Here is a 16,030-nt window from a genome sequence, read left to right as displayed (position 1 = left end):
GGCGCTGGGTCGGGGGGCGCCTGGACATTCTAGACGGGGATTCATGTGAAGACAAAGGCGCAGCAAGACTGGCTGGCAGGCCTGGTGGCGGGCGCGGCCATGGCCCTGGCGCAGGACGCCGGCGCACAGGGTGCGGCGGCGCTGCCGGGCGCGGGCCCGGCCGTGGCGCAGGCCGCGGCAACCCAGGCGCAGGCATCGGCGGCGGCCGTGCTGTGCAGTGCCCCGTGGTTCCGCTCGGGCTCGCACGTGCAGATGGAAGGCGACGGCGTGATGCCAATGTCGGTCGGCATGACCCTGCGCGACGTGGTGCGCAGTCCAACCGGCTGCCGCGCCCAACTGGAGATCAATTCCAAGACTGCCCTGTCGGCGCTGATGGGGCCGCCGGTGATTACCACCCAGGTGCATGAAGTGGTGATCGACCGCCGTTCGCCCGGCGGCCAGACCAGCATCGAAAGCCAGCATGCCGTCATCAATGCCCGCGCCCGCTACGCGCGCATGTACGGCGAGGCGGCCTTCCGCGGCATGGGCGTGTTCAACTATGCCGGCCTGGACCTGCGCGAGGGCGCCACGCTGGAGGGCGAGACCTTTGAATCGAGCGTCTCGCTGAAGGTCTACCCGCTGGGATCGGATGACGTGGTCAGCACCGTGCGGGCGCAGCATGCGTCGATCCATATCGGCTCGCGCCACGTCGGCAAGCGGCAGACGATCAATACCGTCCTGGGACGCAAGGAATGCCTGCCGGTCACCTACGAGAAGCGCACCTCGCTGGGGCCGGTGCTGGTTGGCGAAGAAGTCGTGCAGGTCGAGCCGACCGTGATGCACGTCACCGACTGGTACTGCCCGGCCGACGCCTTCGTGCTGCGCACGGAAGTGCGCCAGGATGACAAGGTGCAGCGCATCGATGTCACCGCGCTGGAGAGCGACACGCAAGCGCCATAGGCTGGTGCGCCCGGGCAGGACGCAAAAAAACCCGCCAAGGCGGCGCCAAGGCGGGTTTTTTTGCGTCAGGCGCTTGCGGCTCAGCTGGCAGCCGGCGCCGAAGCGGCCTTCTTCTTGCTCTTCTTCTTGGTGGACTTCTTGGCCGGCTTTTGCTCGGCGGCCGGCGCGGAAGCGTCGGTCAGCTCGCTGCGGGTGCTCTTGTTCGCGCCCTGGGTGTACGGGTCGAACTTGTCGCCGGCCTTGGCCCCCTGGGTGTACGGGTCGAACTTCTCACCCGACTTGGCGCCCTGGGAATACGGATCGAACTGCTTCTTGCCGCCGGTCTGTGCCTGCACGGCCAGCGAAGCGGCGCCAAGGCAGAGTGCGATCGCGGTCGCGACGAACTTGTTCATGGTTTCTCCTGAAAAATGCCGCCGTCGGGCGGTCGTGTATGTGGCCTGTCCCTTGCACGGGACGGCTTGGCCCAGTGTCGCCAACATCGTTGATCGCTGTCAACTTGGGGCTTGCCCAGGCGCCACGACCTCATGGAAACCCTGAATTGCGGCCCCAGGCCGATTGAGGTTGGGGACCGCTTGCTGGCTTACTCCGTGACCGCGTCCGACGGGTGCTTCCAGGCCGCGCGCACCTCGCCGGACGGCGCCAGCGCCAGGTTGATGCCGCGGCTGCCGATGGGCTGCTGGAACCAGCGCTTCTGCAGCGCCGTGACCTCCGGGCCGGCAAAGGTGTTGGCCAGCGCCTGGTCGACCAGGCGCTTCCATTCCGGATCGGCCTTGGACAGCATCAGCGCATTCTGCTCCACCGACAGCGCCGGGCCTACGATCACGTACTGCGACGGGTCCTTGGCGCGGGCGCGCAGGCCGGCCAGCAGCACGTCGTCCATGACGAAGGCTTGCGCACGGCCGGATTCGAGCAGCAGGAACGATTCGCCGTGGTCCTTGGCGTAGACCTCGTGGTAGCCGTACTGGGCCTTCATGCGGCGCACGTGGCGGTCGCCGGTCGACCCGGCGCTGGTGACCACGGTCTTGCCGCGCAGGTCGCCGAACGAGCGGATGCCAGAGTCGGCGCGCACCAGCATGCGCACGGTCGACACGTAGTGCGAGACGCTGAACGCAACCTGCTTCTGGCGCTCGAGAGAATTGGTGTTGGGGGCGCAGTCCAGGTCCACCAGCCCGTTGACCACGGCAGGAATGCGGTTCTGCGGCGTGAGCGGCATCCAGCGCACTTTCAGGTCTTTCAGGCCCAGTTGCTGGCGCGCCGCTTCGGCCGCGCGCAGGCACAGGTCGACCGCATAGCCGGCAGGCTGGCCCTTATCGTCGGCAAACGAGAATGGCAGTGCCGACTCGCGGTAACCGAGCACGATGGTGCCGGATTCACGGATCTTGTCGAGCACAGGGCTCTGGGCGTTGGCCAGCGCCGGCGCCAGCGCGGCAGCGGACATGACGGCGAGGGCGACAGCCGCCAGCGAGCGGCGGGCGCGGAAGAGTCGGGCGGACAGTGCGGGCAGGGTGAAGGCAGGCATGCGGGGGAAACCGGAAAGCGGCCGGCAATGCGGCAAAGACGCAAGGGTATACCCCTGGTCAGGGGCGGGCGAAGGACATTGTTGTCATAAGCAAATTCCTGCCCCGAAAGCCCTTTTTTCCCCGAGGTCCGAGTGGGGGCCATACGTCTGGTTCGGGCACGCCATTGAGATGGCGGCGCTGAAATCTAGCCGCGATGCTGCGCGAGTTGGGCTACGGCAGACACAGGCGCAGCTGTGCAGCCTGCAGCGGCAGGACATGCTGTTTTCGCCGCGGTACTGGATGCCATCGGCGAAGCCTGCTTCGCGTCCAGTCTAGCGATAGCCCTTGAAAGCGAAGCAATCTTCGCGCTCCTGTCGTCCGCCCATCGGCAAAATTCCCCAATAAATCAGCGGCCTATCGTCTTGTGACGCGATGGCACGGCTCCTGCGTTAGCTGGTTCGCGAGGTTCTCTCTCGCCTACCTCAACGGAAAGGAGCCGCAAATGCACGATATCGGAAGCTCGAGGCCTGGCGGTTGGAGCGCTGGCTACAACGAGTTTGAACACGAACTCGCCACGGAAATGTCGGGTGAATTCGAGCAGGAGAACGAATTCGCCAACGAGTTCGAGAACGAGTTCGAACAGGCCGAGCATGAGTTCGAGAACGAGTTCGAGCAGGAAGTCTCGGGCGAGATGCATGAGCTCGAGCTCGCCGCGGAGCTGCTGGCGGTGAACAGCGAGCAGGAGCTCGAACAGTTCCTTGGCGGCCTGGTCAGGTCTGTAGGCCGTGCGGCCACGGGATTCGCCCGGTCGGCGGCCGGCAAGGCGCTCGGCGGCATTCTGCGTTCCGCTACCAAGTCGGCACTGCCGATCGTCGGATCGGCGCTCGGCAATCTGGTGGTTCCAGGGGCGGGTGGGTTGATCGGCGGCAAGCTCGCGGGCATGGCCGGCAGTGCGCTCGGGCTCGAGCTCGAGGGACTCAGTAACGAGGACCGCGAATTCGAAGTCGCGCGCCGGCTGGTCAGGATCGGCCAGCATGCGACCAACCACCTCATGTCGATGCCGCGCAATATGCCGCCCGCACGCGCGGCGCGCATTGCGTTCCTGCGCGGTGCGCGGCAGGTGGCGCCGGGCCTGCTGCCAGCGATGCGTGCCATCTCGCAGAACGGTGTGGCTTCCGCACGCCAATTGCCCATGCCGATCTTCGGCGGGGCAACGGAAACTGTGCCCGCGCCCCCGACGTTCGGCGGCGTCCCCGCTGTCAACGGCGCGACCGGCGCTCCCGGCGTTACGGGCATTGCCGGCGCGACAGCGACCTGCCCCACCTGCGGCACCCGCCCGACGGGCCATGTGCATGCGATCCCCGCCCGCGGCACCTGGCGCCGCTCGCGCAATGGCCGCGCCATCATTCTGTATCTCGCGTCGCCGCGGCCGGCGTACTGAGCGCGCGGAGACCCGCCGTGACCAACGCATGCACACACGCGCTGCGCCTGCTCGAGCAGGAGGTGCTGGGCATACGCGCCCGGCTCGATGCCCAGCTACCCTATGCGCTGCAGATGCCGATGGTGCCCGCCGCCAATGTCAGCGACGAAGCGATGGGGGCCATCGAGCGTCATATGCAGGCCGCGCGCAGGCAGTTGCGCATCCGCATCGCGCGGTTCCTGCGCGATCTGCGGCACGCGCTGCCGGTGCCCGTCGACGTGGCCCGTGCGCAGCAACGCTACGCCTTGCTCAAGCTCTATTTCCATGCGGCACTGACGCACTTCGAGATCTTTGCGGAAGTGCTGACGCAGCGCAGCCAGCATGGCACGGGCATCTGGCTGTCGGGGCTCGACGTGGCGGCGCAGGACGGGCTCAGGCAGCCGGGCCTGTCGATGGCGCCGCCACCGGTCATCTGCTACGTGGAGCGCGGGCATGGCGGTGCCATCCGGCGCGCACGCACGCGCCTGCCGGGCGGTGGCGCCAATCCGGTCGCGGTGATTCGCATGCCGCGCGAACGCATGGTCGGCACCGGCGTGGCCGCGTCGCTGTTTCATGAGGTCGGGCACCAGGCAGCGGCGTTGCTCGATCTCGTGAACAGCTACCGGCGCGCGTCGGCGGCCAGCTTCGGGCGCGGTCCGGCACATTCGATCTGGCGGGTCTGGGAGCGCTGGATCAGCGAGATTGTCGCGGATCTGTGGGCGGTGTCGCGCGTTGGCATCGCGGCCACCTGCGGGCTGATGAGCGTGGTGAGCCTGCCGCGCGCGTTCGTCCTGCGCATCAATCTCGACGATCCCCACCCGGCGCCGTGGATCCGCGTCAAGCTGTCGATCGCCATGGGCAACGCGCTCTATCCCCATCCGCAGTGGGCCGAACTGGCGCAGCTGTGGGAGCGACTGTATCCGCCCTCGCAAATGTCGGCCAGCCAGCGAAAGTCGTTCGAGACGCTAGGCGCGGCCATCCCCGCTTTCGTGTCGGCGCTGCTGTCAATCCGCCCGCCGTCGTTGCAGGGACGCATGCTTGGCGAAGCCTTGCGTTTGCCCGACCGCCATCCGCGCCTGCTGCTGCAACGCTGGCACATGGTCAGGTCCAGGCCGCAGCAGTACCTGGCCGATACCCCCACGCTCGCGTTCGCGGTACTCGGGCAGGCGCGCTTCAGTGGGCTGCTGCCCGCCAGTCAGGAACTGGGCGTGATTTCGGAACTGCTGCAGCGCTGGGCACTGGCGGGGTATCTGCCGTGGCGCGCGGGAGACCCGCAACTGAGCGTAGTGCTGAACCAGCGGCGGCCGGTGCCAGCGCCGCGCCAGAGTCATGGGTTGCCGTTTGCGGCGTATGCGTGAAGCTCGATGATCAAGGAGAACGAAGATGAGCGAGATCTATCTGCCGGTCCAGCTTCGCCCGCGTGCGGCGATTGGAAAAGGGAAGCACGAGCTACCGAACCCCCGCAGCGTGCTCAAGCACGCCTGGGTTGTCGTCCGAGACTGTCAGTACATCGCTGATTCCATGCCCGATTTCCTGAGTTTCCCCAAGGAAAGTAGCGTGGACTACGATCCCACGTACCGTGTCGAATTGAAGATTTGGCTTAAAGGGCAAGGGGTTGAGAGGGGCCCAAACGGGCCGGACATCGACAAGCAAATAGTCGAATTCAGGCACAAGCTCCAGAGCATGTTCACCTTATCGGACTTTGAATCGCACGCGATGCCGTATACGATTCTGAGCGCGACGCTAGATCATGACAACGGAGTGATGATCTACGCGACATTGGCCGCAGATCAACCGGAGACGGTTGCGGCACCCGCCGTCGTGGCGCCGGCGCCCACACCGGATCCGACGATCATCGCTACGGCCACTGCTCTGCATGCTACGCCGATCGCGATGCCTGCCGAAGCCGCCGCCTCAGCCAATCTGCCGGCGGTAACACCTAAGACGCACCGCTATCTCCCGCTCCCCGACCCCATCACCGAGCGCTCCGGCCCGATGTCGCGGGAACACGACGGTCATCCCAGGCCCGTCACGCTCCAGCGCACCACCCGCGCATTGACCGGTGACGTCGGCTTGTGGATGCTGATCAAGCTCAATTCGGTGAAGCTCGGGTGGGACAACTACATCGAACAGATGGACCGCCTGTTCTTCCCGAAATCGTTCGCTAAATCAGGGGATGTCGGCAGGGACGTCGGCACTAACGCACCGCTGTACAAAAAGGCCGTCGAACTCAGTCACCGCCGCTTTCTGCCATTCACGGACACTGATGCCTATCGCGCCCTCAAGGTCGCGACCGAAGCATTCGTCGTGACCTGGGGCGCTGTGGTACCGCCGGCCTCGGAGCTGCAGACGATGGTAGACCTGCTGATTGCCGATCCCGCTGTTCGCGACCTCGCGAATGAACGGTTGGGGCTGAACCTCACCGAGCCCGATATCAAGGCACTGGCCCTCAAGTACTTCGGCGAGGAAAACAACATTCCGCCGGCCATTCCCTACCTGCAGCGTGTGGCGTTGGCCATGGGCGGTACCGATGCCGCGGGCATGATCGAGAACATGGTCGACGATGAAATCACGCTCGCCGGCGAGGAGCGGGACATGTGTGGCGAGGGATGTCTCTGGCTGCAATTCTGGAACCGCAATGTCTCGGCCAAGCTCGCGCAGCCGCCCCTCGTCGAACTGATCTGGAGTTACTGGATGGAAGAGCTCCAGCTCGTGCAGACGATGAACGCCATCTCGCGCCGCTTCCAGAACGTAGCGTCGGGCCCGAACGATCCGCTTGGCGCACTCGAGATGGATCCGCTGCGGCCGCTCAACAACATGATCTGGGGCTGGGTCCAGGACGAGCAGCACCGGCTGCCGATCGAGCGCCGCGCCGCGGAGTATCTGCACGAATACGGGTTCCAGCTGATCGGCAAGGCGGTGCCGCGCATGCAAGCGGCCGACACGCGCAGCAAGTTCCTCGCCGCGTTCCATACGCTGCTCAATCTGTGCGTGCCGTTCTTCCGCCAGGCCGACGACACCACGGTGGTGCCGGACGGGTTCCCGCTGCTCAACGCGCTGCGCGAAGTCCACCTGATTCTTTCGGAAGGCGCGCACAACCAGTTCCGCGATCTGCCCACTACATCACGCGTGGAAATGATGATGCAGCAATGGATGCTGGCGCGGCCCGAGTTCCGCGAGTTCCTGCCGCGGCGCTCGATGATCGCGTACCCTGAGCCGTGGATGCATTCGGTGGAAAGCATGCGCAAGCTGCAGGGCTGGGGCGACACCAATCCCTACCAGTTCTGGCAGCTCGCCACCATGGGCGAGCAGATCGTGGCGTCGATCCGCTGGAGCGACTGGAACTCGATCCACGATCCCGCGAATGCTGCCAACTGGGCCGCATTCTTCCGGCCTGAGATCCAGGCGTATATCCACTCGTATCGCGCGGTAACGGGCGTCGACGTGGGTGCTGAGCCGGTGGACGTGCAGGTCCCGGGCATGCATCTGCTGCGCCGGTTGCACGAGTACAAGGGAAGCGGGTGGCGTGAGGGGCCGCGGCCATGATCGACTTTGCCTCGGCGTTATACCTTGGCATGACGCATCCGGCCGCGCGCCTCGGCGACTATGCCGCATTGACGAGCGGTGTGCCCGCATCGCTCGCGGCATCGCCGCAGGCGCGTGGCGTTGCCGCGCGCGCAGCCGAGTTGCAGGGTTGCGAGGCCGGTGCGGTGGCGCCGTCCACGCTGCATCTGGCGATCGATACCTTCGACCGCCTCGCGCGCAGCCACGTGTTGATTGCCGACGAAGCGCTATATCCGGTCATGCGCTGGAGCCTCGAGCGCGTAAGTGGCTTGGGCGCATCGCTGTCGTGGTTCGCGCATGGCGATCCTGCCGCACTGGTACGCGTATTGCGCCGTAGCAGGGCGGGCAAGCCGCCGGCAGTCATCACAGACGCCACACTGCGGAACGGCATGCCGATCGCGCCGCAGGGATATCTGGAAGCCGTCGCTTCACGCGATGGCTTGCTCGTGATCGACCATAGTCAGGTCCTTGGGCTCCTCGGTGAGCATCCCATACCAAAGCAGCCGTGGGGGCTGGGTGGTGGTGGCATCGCCGTGCACGGCGGCCTGGGGCCATCGGACCCGGTCCTGCTGTTGGCGTCATGGGCCAAGGCATTCGGCGTGCCGCTGGCCACGCTGTGCGGGCCCGCCGCGTTGGTCAGTGACATTGCGTGCAATGGTCCCACGCAGTCGCATTGCAGCGCTGCTAACCAGGCCGCGCTGTTGGCGGCGCTCGATGCACTAGACGCCAATCGGCGCACCGGAGACTGGCTGCGTACGCGCCTGCTCTACTTCGTGCGGCGGCTGCGTGCGGGCCTGCTGTCGCTGGCTCGTACCGTGCTGCCAGATCTGTCCGCAACGCTGCCACTGCATCCGATGCAACGTATTCATCTGAGTACGCCGGGGCGAACACAGGCGCTGCATGCCTCGCTGCGTGCGTGTGGGTTTCGTACCGCGTTATTGCACGATGCCGAGAACCGCCATGCGGTGGTCGCGATCGTGCGTGCCGATCATCGGCTGTCCGATATCGACGGACTGGTGCAGACGATGGCAGCGACGGCGCCTGCGCTGCCCGCGTCCGACGAAACGCTATCCAAGTCCATGGGGAGGCATCATGTTTAAGACCGCAGACGGCGAAATCCTTGACCTGGCACCGTGGCGCATGCGCCGGCTGATGCGGCTCGTGGCCGACGCGCGCCGCTATCCGCCCGGAACGCCGCCGCAGATGCTCGTCAACGACCTGCGCCAGATTGTTGCGCGTGCTCGGCGCGTCAGCACCCAGCCGCGGCTGGGTACCGCGCGATTCGAGAGCCGGGGCGAGGGTGCATGTTGCCAGGCGTGTCTACTGGCGCGCCAGCAGCAGGGCGTGCTGTCGCTGGTGGGACTGAGCTTGTCCCCGATGCCGTCGCTGGGGCACCTGTCCGAAGCCTTCGATGAGGAATTGACACATCTGCGGCCGAAGTTGGCACCGCCGCCCGTGTCATTGGATATCGAACTGAAGTGGAGGCGCTGGAGCTCCCTGGAAGACGCTTCTCGCGGCGTTGCGGGACCTGGGGTCTACATATTCAGTGATGGCGCGGTGCCCACCTACATCGGTCACTCCAATGCGCTCGAAGCCCGGCTTAGACAATGGTTTCAGTACCAGCGGGCGCTTACATGCGTGGGACCGAAATTCATCTGGACCGCTCCTACGCGGAAGAACCCGGTAGCGGCGGCAATCGAGCACACATTGCTCAGCTGGGTGGATCGGAAGCTGCGATTGAACGGAAGGCTTAGATCGGGAATGCCATCGACGCTGGCGAACCGGGTGCTGACCAATCTGGTGACAGTCGGTGAGAAAGACCTTGTCATACGCAACGCCATGCCCCCGGAGCTGGCAAAGGACTTTCGGCCGACGGCCAATACGATGCATATCAAGGCGGGAACGCAGTTCGAAGTGCCTTTCGATGCCTACGCCGCGCCATGATCCTCGACTTCCACGTCCACGCCGGGCAGGGCGATGGCATGACCGGTCCCTGGGACACCACGGCACCGTTGGCCGCTTACGCACGCCGGGCGCGCGAAGCGGGTATCAGCCATTCGATTCTGCTGCCGGTATTCCAGTCTGACTATGCGCAAGGGAATCGCGACGTCGCTGCGCTGGTGCGTGCCGATCCGGGTCGCTGGACCGGCTTCGCGATGGTCCACGCCGTGCGCGACCGTGACCGTGTGCACGCGATGATCGAGGAGGCGGTCCTGCGGCTGGGACTGCGCGGCATCAAGGTGCATAACCACGACGCACCCATCCATCGACAGGTTTGCGATGCTGCGCAACGTTGGCAACTGCCGGTACTCTACGACCCCGGTGGCGATGTCGGTGCGCTAAGCCTGCTGGCGCAGACGCACCCCAGCGTCGCGTTCGTGTTCGCGCATCTTGGTAGTTTCGCCGACGACTGGGCGGCCCAGCGCCGCGTGATTGACCTGATCGAACGGCATCCCAACCTGTTCGCCGACACCGCCGGTGTGCGCCGCTTCGATCTGCTTGAAGAGGCGCTGCATCGCGCGGGGCCGCACAAGCTGTTGTTCGGCTCCGATGGTCCCTGGTTGCACCCGGGCCTCGAACTTGCCAAGATCCGCGCTTTGCGTCCATCCGCCGACGCGTTCGCGTGGATCGCGGGCGGTAATGCCTTGCGATTGCTGCGACGTGTATCGGTTGCGTGAGATCGGGTCCTACGCGCTGCCACCGTCGGGCCGCACCTGCCGTCGCAATTGCAAGGCGCGCGGCGTGACCTGCAATAGCTCGGCGGCGCGGTTGGTCGATCCCGTGCGTCGTTCGGCAGCCTGCACGGCGATGGTCTCGGCAATTTGCCCGATATGTTTTAGACCCAGCCCTGCATCAAGCGCGCCTTCCACCGCAAGCGCCAGCATCTGCGTCCATGCCGCGAGCGTATCGGCAGCGGCAGGGATGGACGGACGATCGAGCGATCCTGTGCTCAATACACCGAAGCCACGCTGACGCTCGGCCATGCGTAATACCACGTTGCGCAACTCGCGCACATTGCCGGGGTAGTCGCGGCACATCAGCTGTTCCATGACCTCCGGCATAATACGCGGCGCGTCGTCATGCTCGCTCAGGAAGTGCCGCACCAGCAGCGGGATATCTTCGCGTCGTTCCGACAATGACGGTGCACGTACGGTCCATTGCGAGATGCGGAAATACAGGTCGCGGCGAAAGCGCCCGGCCTCCACCTCGGCTTCGAGATCGCGATTCGTCGCACAGGTGAGGCGAAAGTCAGAGCGCCGCCAGGTGTCTTCCCCCACGCGCTTGTACATCCGCTCCTGAATCACGCGCAACAGCCGCGCCTGGAGCGGCAGCTCGAGTTCGCCGATCTCGTCAAGAAACAGCGTTCCGCAGTCCGCCAATGCCACGGCGCCGTCGCGCGCCGTGACGGCATGCGTGAATGCACCCTTGGCATGGCCGAACAGTTCGCTGCCGGACAATTCGGGACTCAGCGTCGTGCAGTCGACCACGACAAACGGACCACGCCTGCGCGAAGGATCGAGATCATGCACCAGCCGGGCCAGCAACTCCTTGCCGACGCCACTTTCCCCAAGCAGCAGACAAGCGCCGCGCCCAAGCCGGCCGGCCTCCGCCACCGCACGCAAGGTGCTGCGCCATGCAATCGATTCTCCGACAGCGCGCCGGCGCAGCCAGTCGGACGTGACGATCTCCTCGAGCTCCGCCAGCCGGGCAAGCCGCAGCGCCAGTTCTTTCAGCAGTGAGTCATCATCGACAGCGGTCACGATATCGCAGACCGACGATGGCCACCAGGATTCGGGGCGGCAATGACAGCGGGTCTCGTCCGTGCAGCCGACGATAAAGGCATCCGGCAACGGCCGCCCGCGCAGCCATTGCTCCGCGGCCTCCGCCACGCGGCTGGGCGCAGCACGCACGACGACCACGAGCAGCCCGTCACCGCTTGCGGATAGGCTCACTCCGTCAGGCAACCCTTTCCTGCACAGCGCGTGCGTGACTTGCCCGGCATCTTCCTGATAGAGAACAGTACGCATTCCGCACCCCGGAGCAATATGGAAGTTCGGTGATGGACTGCGGGGGAGTCGAGGCGCGGTATGGCGGGCGAGCCCTGACAATGGAGTTATCGTAGGTGGCCGCTGTCGGAGTGCAATTGAGGGGTGTTTTATGCTGATATGCAGTTGGTTTCTGGCGTGACTTCAAGCCCGAATGGGTTTTACCAGGACCATCCTTTGGGGGCCCACCGTTTGGATGATTGCCGCGGGCGCATTGCTGGCCAAAAATCAAGAAGAAAGAGGGGGGACCACCATGCGACGACTACGTCTCGTTGATATATCCTTGTTCTTCGCCATGATTGGGTGTTGTGCAAGCGCACACGCCCAGTCAGGCGTGACGCTGTTCGGTATTGCCGACGCCGGTATCGAATTCAACAATAATGCAGGGCGCAACGGCAACAGTCTCGTGCGGCTGGTTTCCGGGAACCAGTCTGGCTCGCGTTGGGGGCTGCGGGGCGTGGAGGAGTTGGGCAGCGGGCTGAAGGCAGTCTTTCTGCTAGAAAGCGGCTTCGACATCGATACCGGCAATTCGGGCCAGAGCGGGCGTCTGTTCGGCCGCAATGCCTATGTAGGGCTCGATAGCCTACACGGCTCACTGCTGTTGGGGCGGCAGCAGACCGGCATGCGCGAATTCGGCAATCTCTATGATCCCAATGCGATTGCCGACCGCTACAGCATCCTCTCGATTGCGCCGGAGTTTGGCGCGCGCGCGGACAATGCCATCAAGTATGTCGGCAAGTTCGGAAAGCTGACTGGACTGGCTTTCTACTCATTCCAGGCTAATGGCAGCGAAGTGGCTGGCAGCAACGTATTCGGACGTAATTTCGGCGCGTTCGTCAACTATGCCTCCGGCCCCTTTGCGCTGGGCGCGGCCTATGACGATGCGCACGTCGGCACGCCGTCAAACCAGGCGCCGGTCCTGAGGCGCGTTTCGGTGGCTGCCACATATGCGGTGGGTGATGCCAAGGTTTATGCGGGCTACCGTCTGGCGAAGGCCCATGATGGTGCTATCGTGCCGGGCGCGCAGGCGGCTGATGCCGGCTCGAACCTCTACTGGCTGGGCCTGGCTTACAAAGTGACGCCGGCTTTCTCCCTGACTGGCGCGGCTTACTACCAGGACTTCCGGCAGACCGGATCCGACCCGTGGCAGTTCGTGCTTACTAGCGATTATTCGCTCAGCAAACGCACCGACCTCTACGCGTCAGTCTCCTACGCGCTAAACAAGGATAACTCGGCACTAGGCGTCAACGGCTTCAACAGTGGCAGCGGCACGTCGGCCGTCTTCAACGTACAGCCTGGCAAGGATCAGGTGGGTGCGGTGATGGGCGTTCGTCACCGGTTCTGATGCGCCTTGCCACGGAGCGCGCGCCAAACCGGGGGCCCAATATTCTGGCAAAGGGACACCCGGGTTTCCTCTGCCAGAGCCAGTCCCTGCCTACATCACGCGCCCGAACCACCACAACGACAGCAGCCCCGCACACGTGGCCAGCAACGCCCCCAGCGCGGCAAAGAACGCAGTAATTTCAACCTGTTCGCGCTTGCCAAACGCCAGCCGCATATTGAGCGCCCGGTACACCCTCTTCAGTTGCGCGGCATCCGCAAGCGGGAAATACTCCGCCCCTGTCGCATCGGCGACTTCCTTCAACACCTTCTCATCCAGCCTGACGCGCGCCGACCAGCCATTGACCGAAAGCACCACACCCTCGGTCGTGCCAACCCCGACGGTATAAACGCGCACGCCGTGCGCGGCGGCAAGCTGCGCCGCCTGCGTCGCGGCCGGGCCAGTGTTGCTTTCACCGTCGGAAAACAGGACGATCGCCCCGGAGGGATAGGAGCCGGGCGTCACAGCCTCCCCACTGTGGGATGCGTCCGGCTTTTGCAGCGGCGTGGTGTCGCCGTTCATGAGGCGCTCGGCGTCATCAGCCGTCTGCGGCAGCAGCGTCGTCAGCGCGATGAGCAGGCCATTGCCCAGCGCGGTGCCGCCTTGCGGCTTGAGGCGGTCGATTGCCGTGGCCGCGGCATCCTTGCCGCGACTGGGCGCCTGTGCCACGGCGGCGGTGCCGGCCATCGCGACGACTCCCACGCTGACGCCCGCGGGCAGTGCGTCGAGCAGAACCTTGGCCGCTTGCTGGGCGGCGCGGATGCGGCTGGGCTGGATATCCTGCGCGCGCATGCTGCCGGACAGATCGATGACCACGACGACGGTCTCGATGCGCGAGGGCAGCAGCATCACCGCCTGGGGTCGGGCGATGGCGAAGATCAGCGCGGCTAGGGCCAGCAGGAGCAGCATGGGCGACACGTGGCGGCGCCAGGTCGCGCCGCCCTTGATGGCAACGCCGACGGTTTTCAGGGTGGGATAGTGCACCGTCGCGTGGCGCTGGCGCCTATCGAGCCATACGTAGCCAGCGGACAGCACGAGGACGAGCGCGAGCAACCACAGCATGCCTGGCCACAGGAAGCTGAAGACGGGTAGCCGGCTTATGGCATCGGTCATGCTGCCCCCTTTGGCCCGTTTTCCTGCTTTGCTACTGCAGCGGCCCCTTGACGGTGGCGGCGCCGGCGGGTGAAGTGCAGCAGGGCCAGGTCCAGGCGGGCGTAGGTCGACAGCGTCAGGCACGCCACGCCAGCCTGGGTGAAGGCCAGGCGCAACTCGGCCTCGCGCGCCTGGGCGGCGGCGGCGAAGCGTTTGCGGAAGGCCGGGTCGTGCGTGTCGACGAACATCTGCTCCGCGGTTTCGGCATCCTGCAGCACGACCAGGCCCAGGTCGGGCAAGGCCATCTCCAGCGGGTCGACCAGCCGCACGGCGACGACCTCATGGCGCCGGGCCAGCATTCCGAGCGATGCCTGCCAGCCCGGGGCGCTGATGAAGTCGGAGACCACGAACAGCACCGATCGGTGTTTCGCGACCGCCCGTGCGCGCTCCAGCAGGTCGCGCAAGCGGGTGTCGCCCGGCAACGCGGCGGGTGTGGCATGCATGCGGTCGAGCAGGTGCAGCAGATGCCGGCGCCCCGAGCGCGCCGGCACCACCGACGCGCCCGCGTCTGTGGCCCCGCCGTAGAGCAGGGCGCCGACCCGGTTGCCGTAGCGTGTCAGCAGCAGCGCCATGACGGTGGTGAAGTCGCTCAGCAGGTCGCGCTTGCTCACGCTGCCAGAACCGAAACCGACCGATCCGCTCAGGTCCAGCAGGAACCAGACGGAGACCTCCCGGTCTTCCTGGTACTCACGCACATGCGGTGTCTGCAGCCGCGCCGTCACGTTCCAGTCGATGTGCCGTACGTCGTCGCCGGGGCGGTATTCGCGCAGGTCGGCAAGATCCAGCCCAAAGCCGCGGAACAGCGTGCGGTAGTCGCCCTGCAACAGGCCATCGAGGCGGCGCACCACGGTCCATTCCAGGCGGCGCAGCAAGGCCTCGGCCTGCCTTGCGTCGACGCTGGCCAGCGCCGTGCCGGCGGGTGCGCTACCGGGTGCGCTATCGGGTGCGGCTTCCGGGCCGCTCCGGCGCCTAGCGCGCAGGCGCCCGAACATGGGATTCCAATGGGCGCTCCGGAACCGGCAGCGCCTGCAGGATGCGGGTGACGAGCTGGTCGGCAGTCACGCCGTCGGACATGGCCTCGTATGAGAGCACCAGGCGGTGGCGCAAGACATCCGGCACGAGGTCGACCACGTCTTCGGGCAGCGCATAGTGCCGGCGGCGCAGGAACGCCAGGGCGCGCGCGCCTTCGATCAGGCCGATGGTGGCGCGGGGGCTGGCACCGAACGCTATGTATCGATCCAGGTCTTCCAGCCCGTAGCTTCCCGGCTTGCGGGTGGCCGACACCACGCGCACTGCATACTGGACCAGGCTCGGATCTACATAGATCCTGCCGCATTCCTCCTGCAGGCTTGCCAGGCGCTCGGGCGTGGCGATGGGGCTCACGCTGATGCGGGGGCCGGTGACACGGTTGACGATGACGGCCTCCTCCTCTTCGCTGGGATAGCCCACCAGGACCTTCATCATGAAGCGGTCGACCTGCGCTTCGGGCAAGGGGTAGGTGCCTTCCGTTTCTATCGGGTTCTGCGTGGCCATGACGAGGAAGGGCGTGGGCACCAGATGGGACTCGCCGGCGATGGTGACCTGCTTTTCCTGCATGACCTCCAGCAAGGCGCTCTGCACCTTGGCCGGCGCGCGGTTGATCTCGTCGGCCAGCAGCAGGTTGGCAAAGACCGGGCCCCGCACGGTGGAGAACTCGCCCGTGCCCTGGTTATACATGCGCGTGCCGATCAGGTCGGCCGGCAGCAGGTCAGGCGTGAACTGGATGCGCTTGAAGGAGCCGCTCATGGTACTGGCCAGCGTCTTGACGGTCAGCGTCTTGGCCAGGCCCGGCACGCCTTCCACCAGCAGGTGGCCACCCGCAAGGATCGCCACCAGTACCCGTTCCAGGAACTGGTCCTGCCCCACCACCACGCGCTTCACCTCATACAGCAGGCGCTCCATCAAGTCGGCGCTGTCCACAGTGCCCCTGGCTTGGTCGTTCATTTAAGGC

Annotated in this window: 14 protein-coding genes; 8 read left to right on the top strand and 6 right to left on the bottom strand. The window is 65.6% G+C overall.

Annotation, left to right across the window (positions count from 1 at the left end; genetic code table 11):
* Positions 1-45: 45 nt before the first annotated feature.
* Entirely contained in the window at positions 46-939 is an 894-nt protein-coding gene (locus tag CNE_RS25995) for a hypothetical protein (protein ID WP_013953272.1), read from the top strand.
* An 80-nt stretch (positions 940-1,019) separates the two neighbouring features.
* On the opposite strand, the gene CNE_RS25990 is transcribed toward CNE_RS25995, so the two are convergent.
* The gene (locus CNE_RS25990; RefSeq protein WP_013953271.1) at positions 1,020-1,331 is read right to left on the bottom strand and encodes a hypothetical protein; all 312 of its coding nucleotides are present in this window, start codon (positions 1,329-1,331) and stop codon (positions 1,020-1,022) included.
* Between the two features lie 188 nt (positions 1,332-1,519).
* Positions 1,520-2,458 carry an amino acid ABC transporter substrate-binding protein gene (locus CNE_RS25985; RefSeq protein WP_013953270.1) on the bottom strand — a complete coding sequence of 313 codons (939 nt, stop codon included), beginning with the start codon at positions 2,456-2,458 and terminating at the stop codon, positions 1,520-1,522.
* Positions 2,459-2,940: 482 nt separating this feature from the next.
* Between CNE_RS25985 and CNE_RS25980 the strand changes: the two genes are divergently transcribed.
* The 6 genes from CNE_RS25980 to CNE_RS25955 are packed head-to-tail and all read left to right on the top strand — an operon-like array spanning position 2,941 to position 10,139.
* Entirely contained in the window at positions 2,941-3,879 is a 939-nt protein-coding gene (locus CNE_RS25980; protein WP_013953268.1) for a hypothetical protein, read from the top strand.
* 17 nt (positions 3,880-3,896) lie between these two features.
* Complete coding sequence (locus CNE_RS25975; RefSeq protein WP_013953267.1) at positions 3,897-5,255, top strand: hypothetical protein; 1,359 nt, start codon at positions 3,897-3,899, stop codon at positions 5,253-5,255.
* 25 nt (positions 5,256-5,280) lie between these two features.
* Positions 5,281-7,443 carry a hypothetical protein gene (locus CNE_RS25970; protein WP_013953266.1) on the top strand — a complete coding sequence of 721 codons (2,163 nt, stop codon included), beginning with the start codon at positions 5,281-5,283 and terminating at the stop codon, positions 7,441-7,443.
* Complete coding sequence (locus tag CNE_RS25965; RefSeq protein WP_013953265.1) at positions 7,440-8,561, top strand: hypothetical protein; 1,122 nt, start codon at positions 7,440-7,442, stop codon at positions 8,559-8,561. The genes CNE_RS25970 and CNE_RS25965 overlap by 4 nt, the downstream gene beginning before the upstream one ends.
* On the top strand, positions 8,554-9,405 hold the full coding sequence (locus CNE_RS25960) for a hypothetical protein (protein WP_013953264.1): 852 nt from the start codon (positions 8,554-8,556) through the stop codon (positions 9,403-9,405). The genes CNE_RS25965 and CNE_RS25960 overlap by 8 nt, the downstream gene beginning before the upstream one ends.
* Positions 9,402-10,139: an amidohydrolase family protein gene (locus CNE_RS25955; protein WP_013953263.1), complete on the top strand. Its 738-nt coding sequence runs from the start codon at positions 9,402-9,404 to the stop codon at positions 10,137-10,139. The genes CNE_RS25960 and CNE_RS25955 overlap by 4 nt, the downstream gene beginning before the upstream one ends.
* A 9-nt stretch (positions 10,140-10,148) precedes the next feature.
* On the opposite strand, the gene CNE_RS25950 is transcribed toward CNE_RS25955, so the two are convergent.
* Positions 10,149-11,489, bottom strand: coding sequence for a sigma 54-interacting transcriptional regulator (locus tag CNE_RS25950; RefSeq protein WP_013953262.1), 1,341 nt, complete (start codon positions 11,487-11,489; stop codon positions 10,149-10,151).
* Between the two features lie 313 nt (positions 11,490-11,802).
* On the opposite strand from CNE_RS25950, the gene CNE_RS25945 reads away from it, so the two are divergent.
* Complete coding sequence (locus CNE_RS25945; RefSeq protein WP_085959706.1) at positions 11,803-12,852, top strand: porin; 1,050 nt, start codon at positions 11,803-11,805, stop codon at positions 12,850-12,852.
* Positions 12,853-12,942: 90 nt separating this feature from the next.
* Here the strand turns inward: CNE_RS25945 and CNE_RS25940 are convergent, their stop codons facing one another.
* From CNE_RS25940 to CNE_RS25930, 3 genes are read right to left on the bottom strand one after another with little or no spacing between them, the layout of a single operon-like run.
* Positions 12,943-14,001, bottom strand: coding sequence for a VWA domain-containing protein (locus tag CNE_RS25940; protein WP_013953260.1), 1,059 nt, complete (start codon positions 13,999-14,001; stop codon positions 12,943-12,945).
* Positions 13,998-15,032: a DUF58 domain-containing protein gene (locus CNE_RS25935; RefSeq protein ID WP_013953259.1), complete on the bottom strand. Its 1,035-nt coding sequence runs from the start codon at positions 15,030-15,032 to the stop codon at positions 13,998-14,000. The genes CNE_RS25940 and CNE_RS25935 overlap by 4 nt, the downstream gene beginning before the upstream one ends.
* The gene (locus tag CNE_RS25930; RefSeq protein ID WP_013953258.1) at positions 15,010-16,023 is read right to left on the bottom strand and encodes an AAA family ATPase; all 1,014 of its coding nucleotides are present in this window, start codon (positions 16,021-16,023) and stop codon (positions 15,010-15,012) included. The genes CNE_RS25935 and CNE_RS25930 overlap by 23 nt, the downstream gene beginning before the upstream one ends.
* Between the last annotated feature and the right edge of the window lie 7 nt (positions 16,024-16,030).

Origin of the sequence: Cupriavidus necator N-1 (assembly GCF_000219215.1) — a bacterium.
In the GTDB taxonomy this organism is placed as follows: domain Bacteria; phylum Pseudomonadota; class Gammaproteobacteria; order Burkholderiales; family Burkholderiaceae; genus Cupriavidus; species Cupriavidus necator.
The sequence above is the reverse complement of the archived record's forward strand: the minus strand, read 5'-3'. Positions and strand labels throughout refer to the sequence as shown.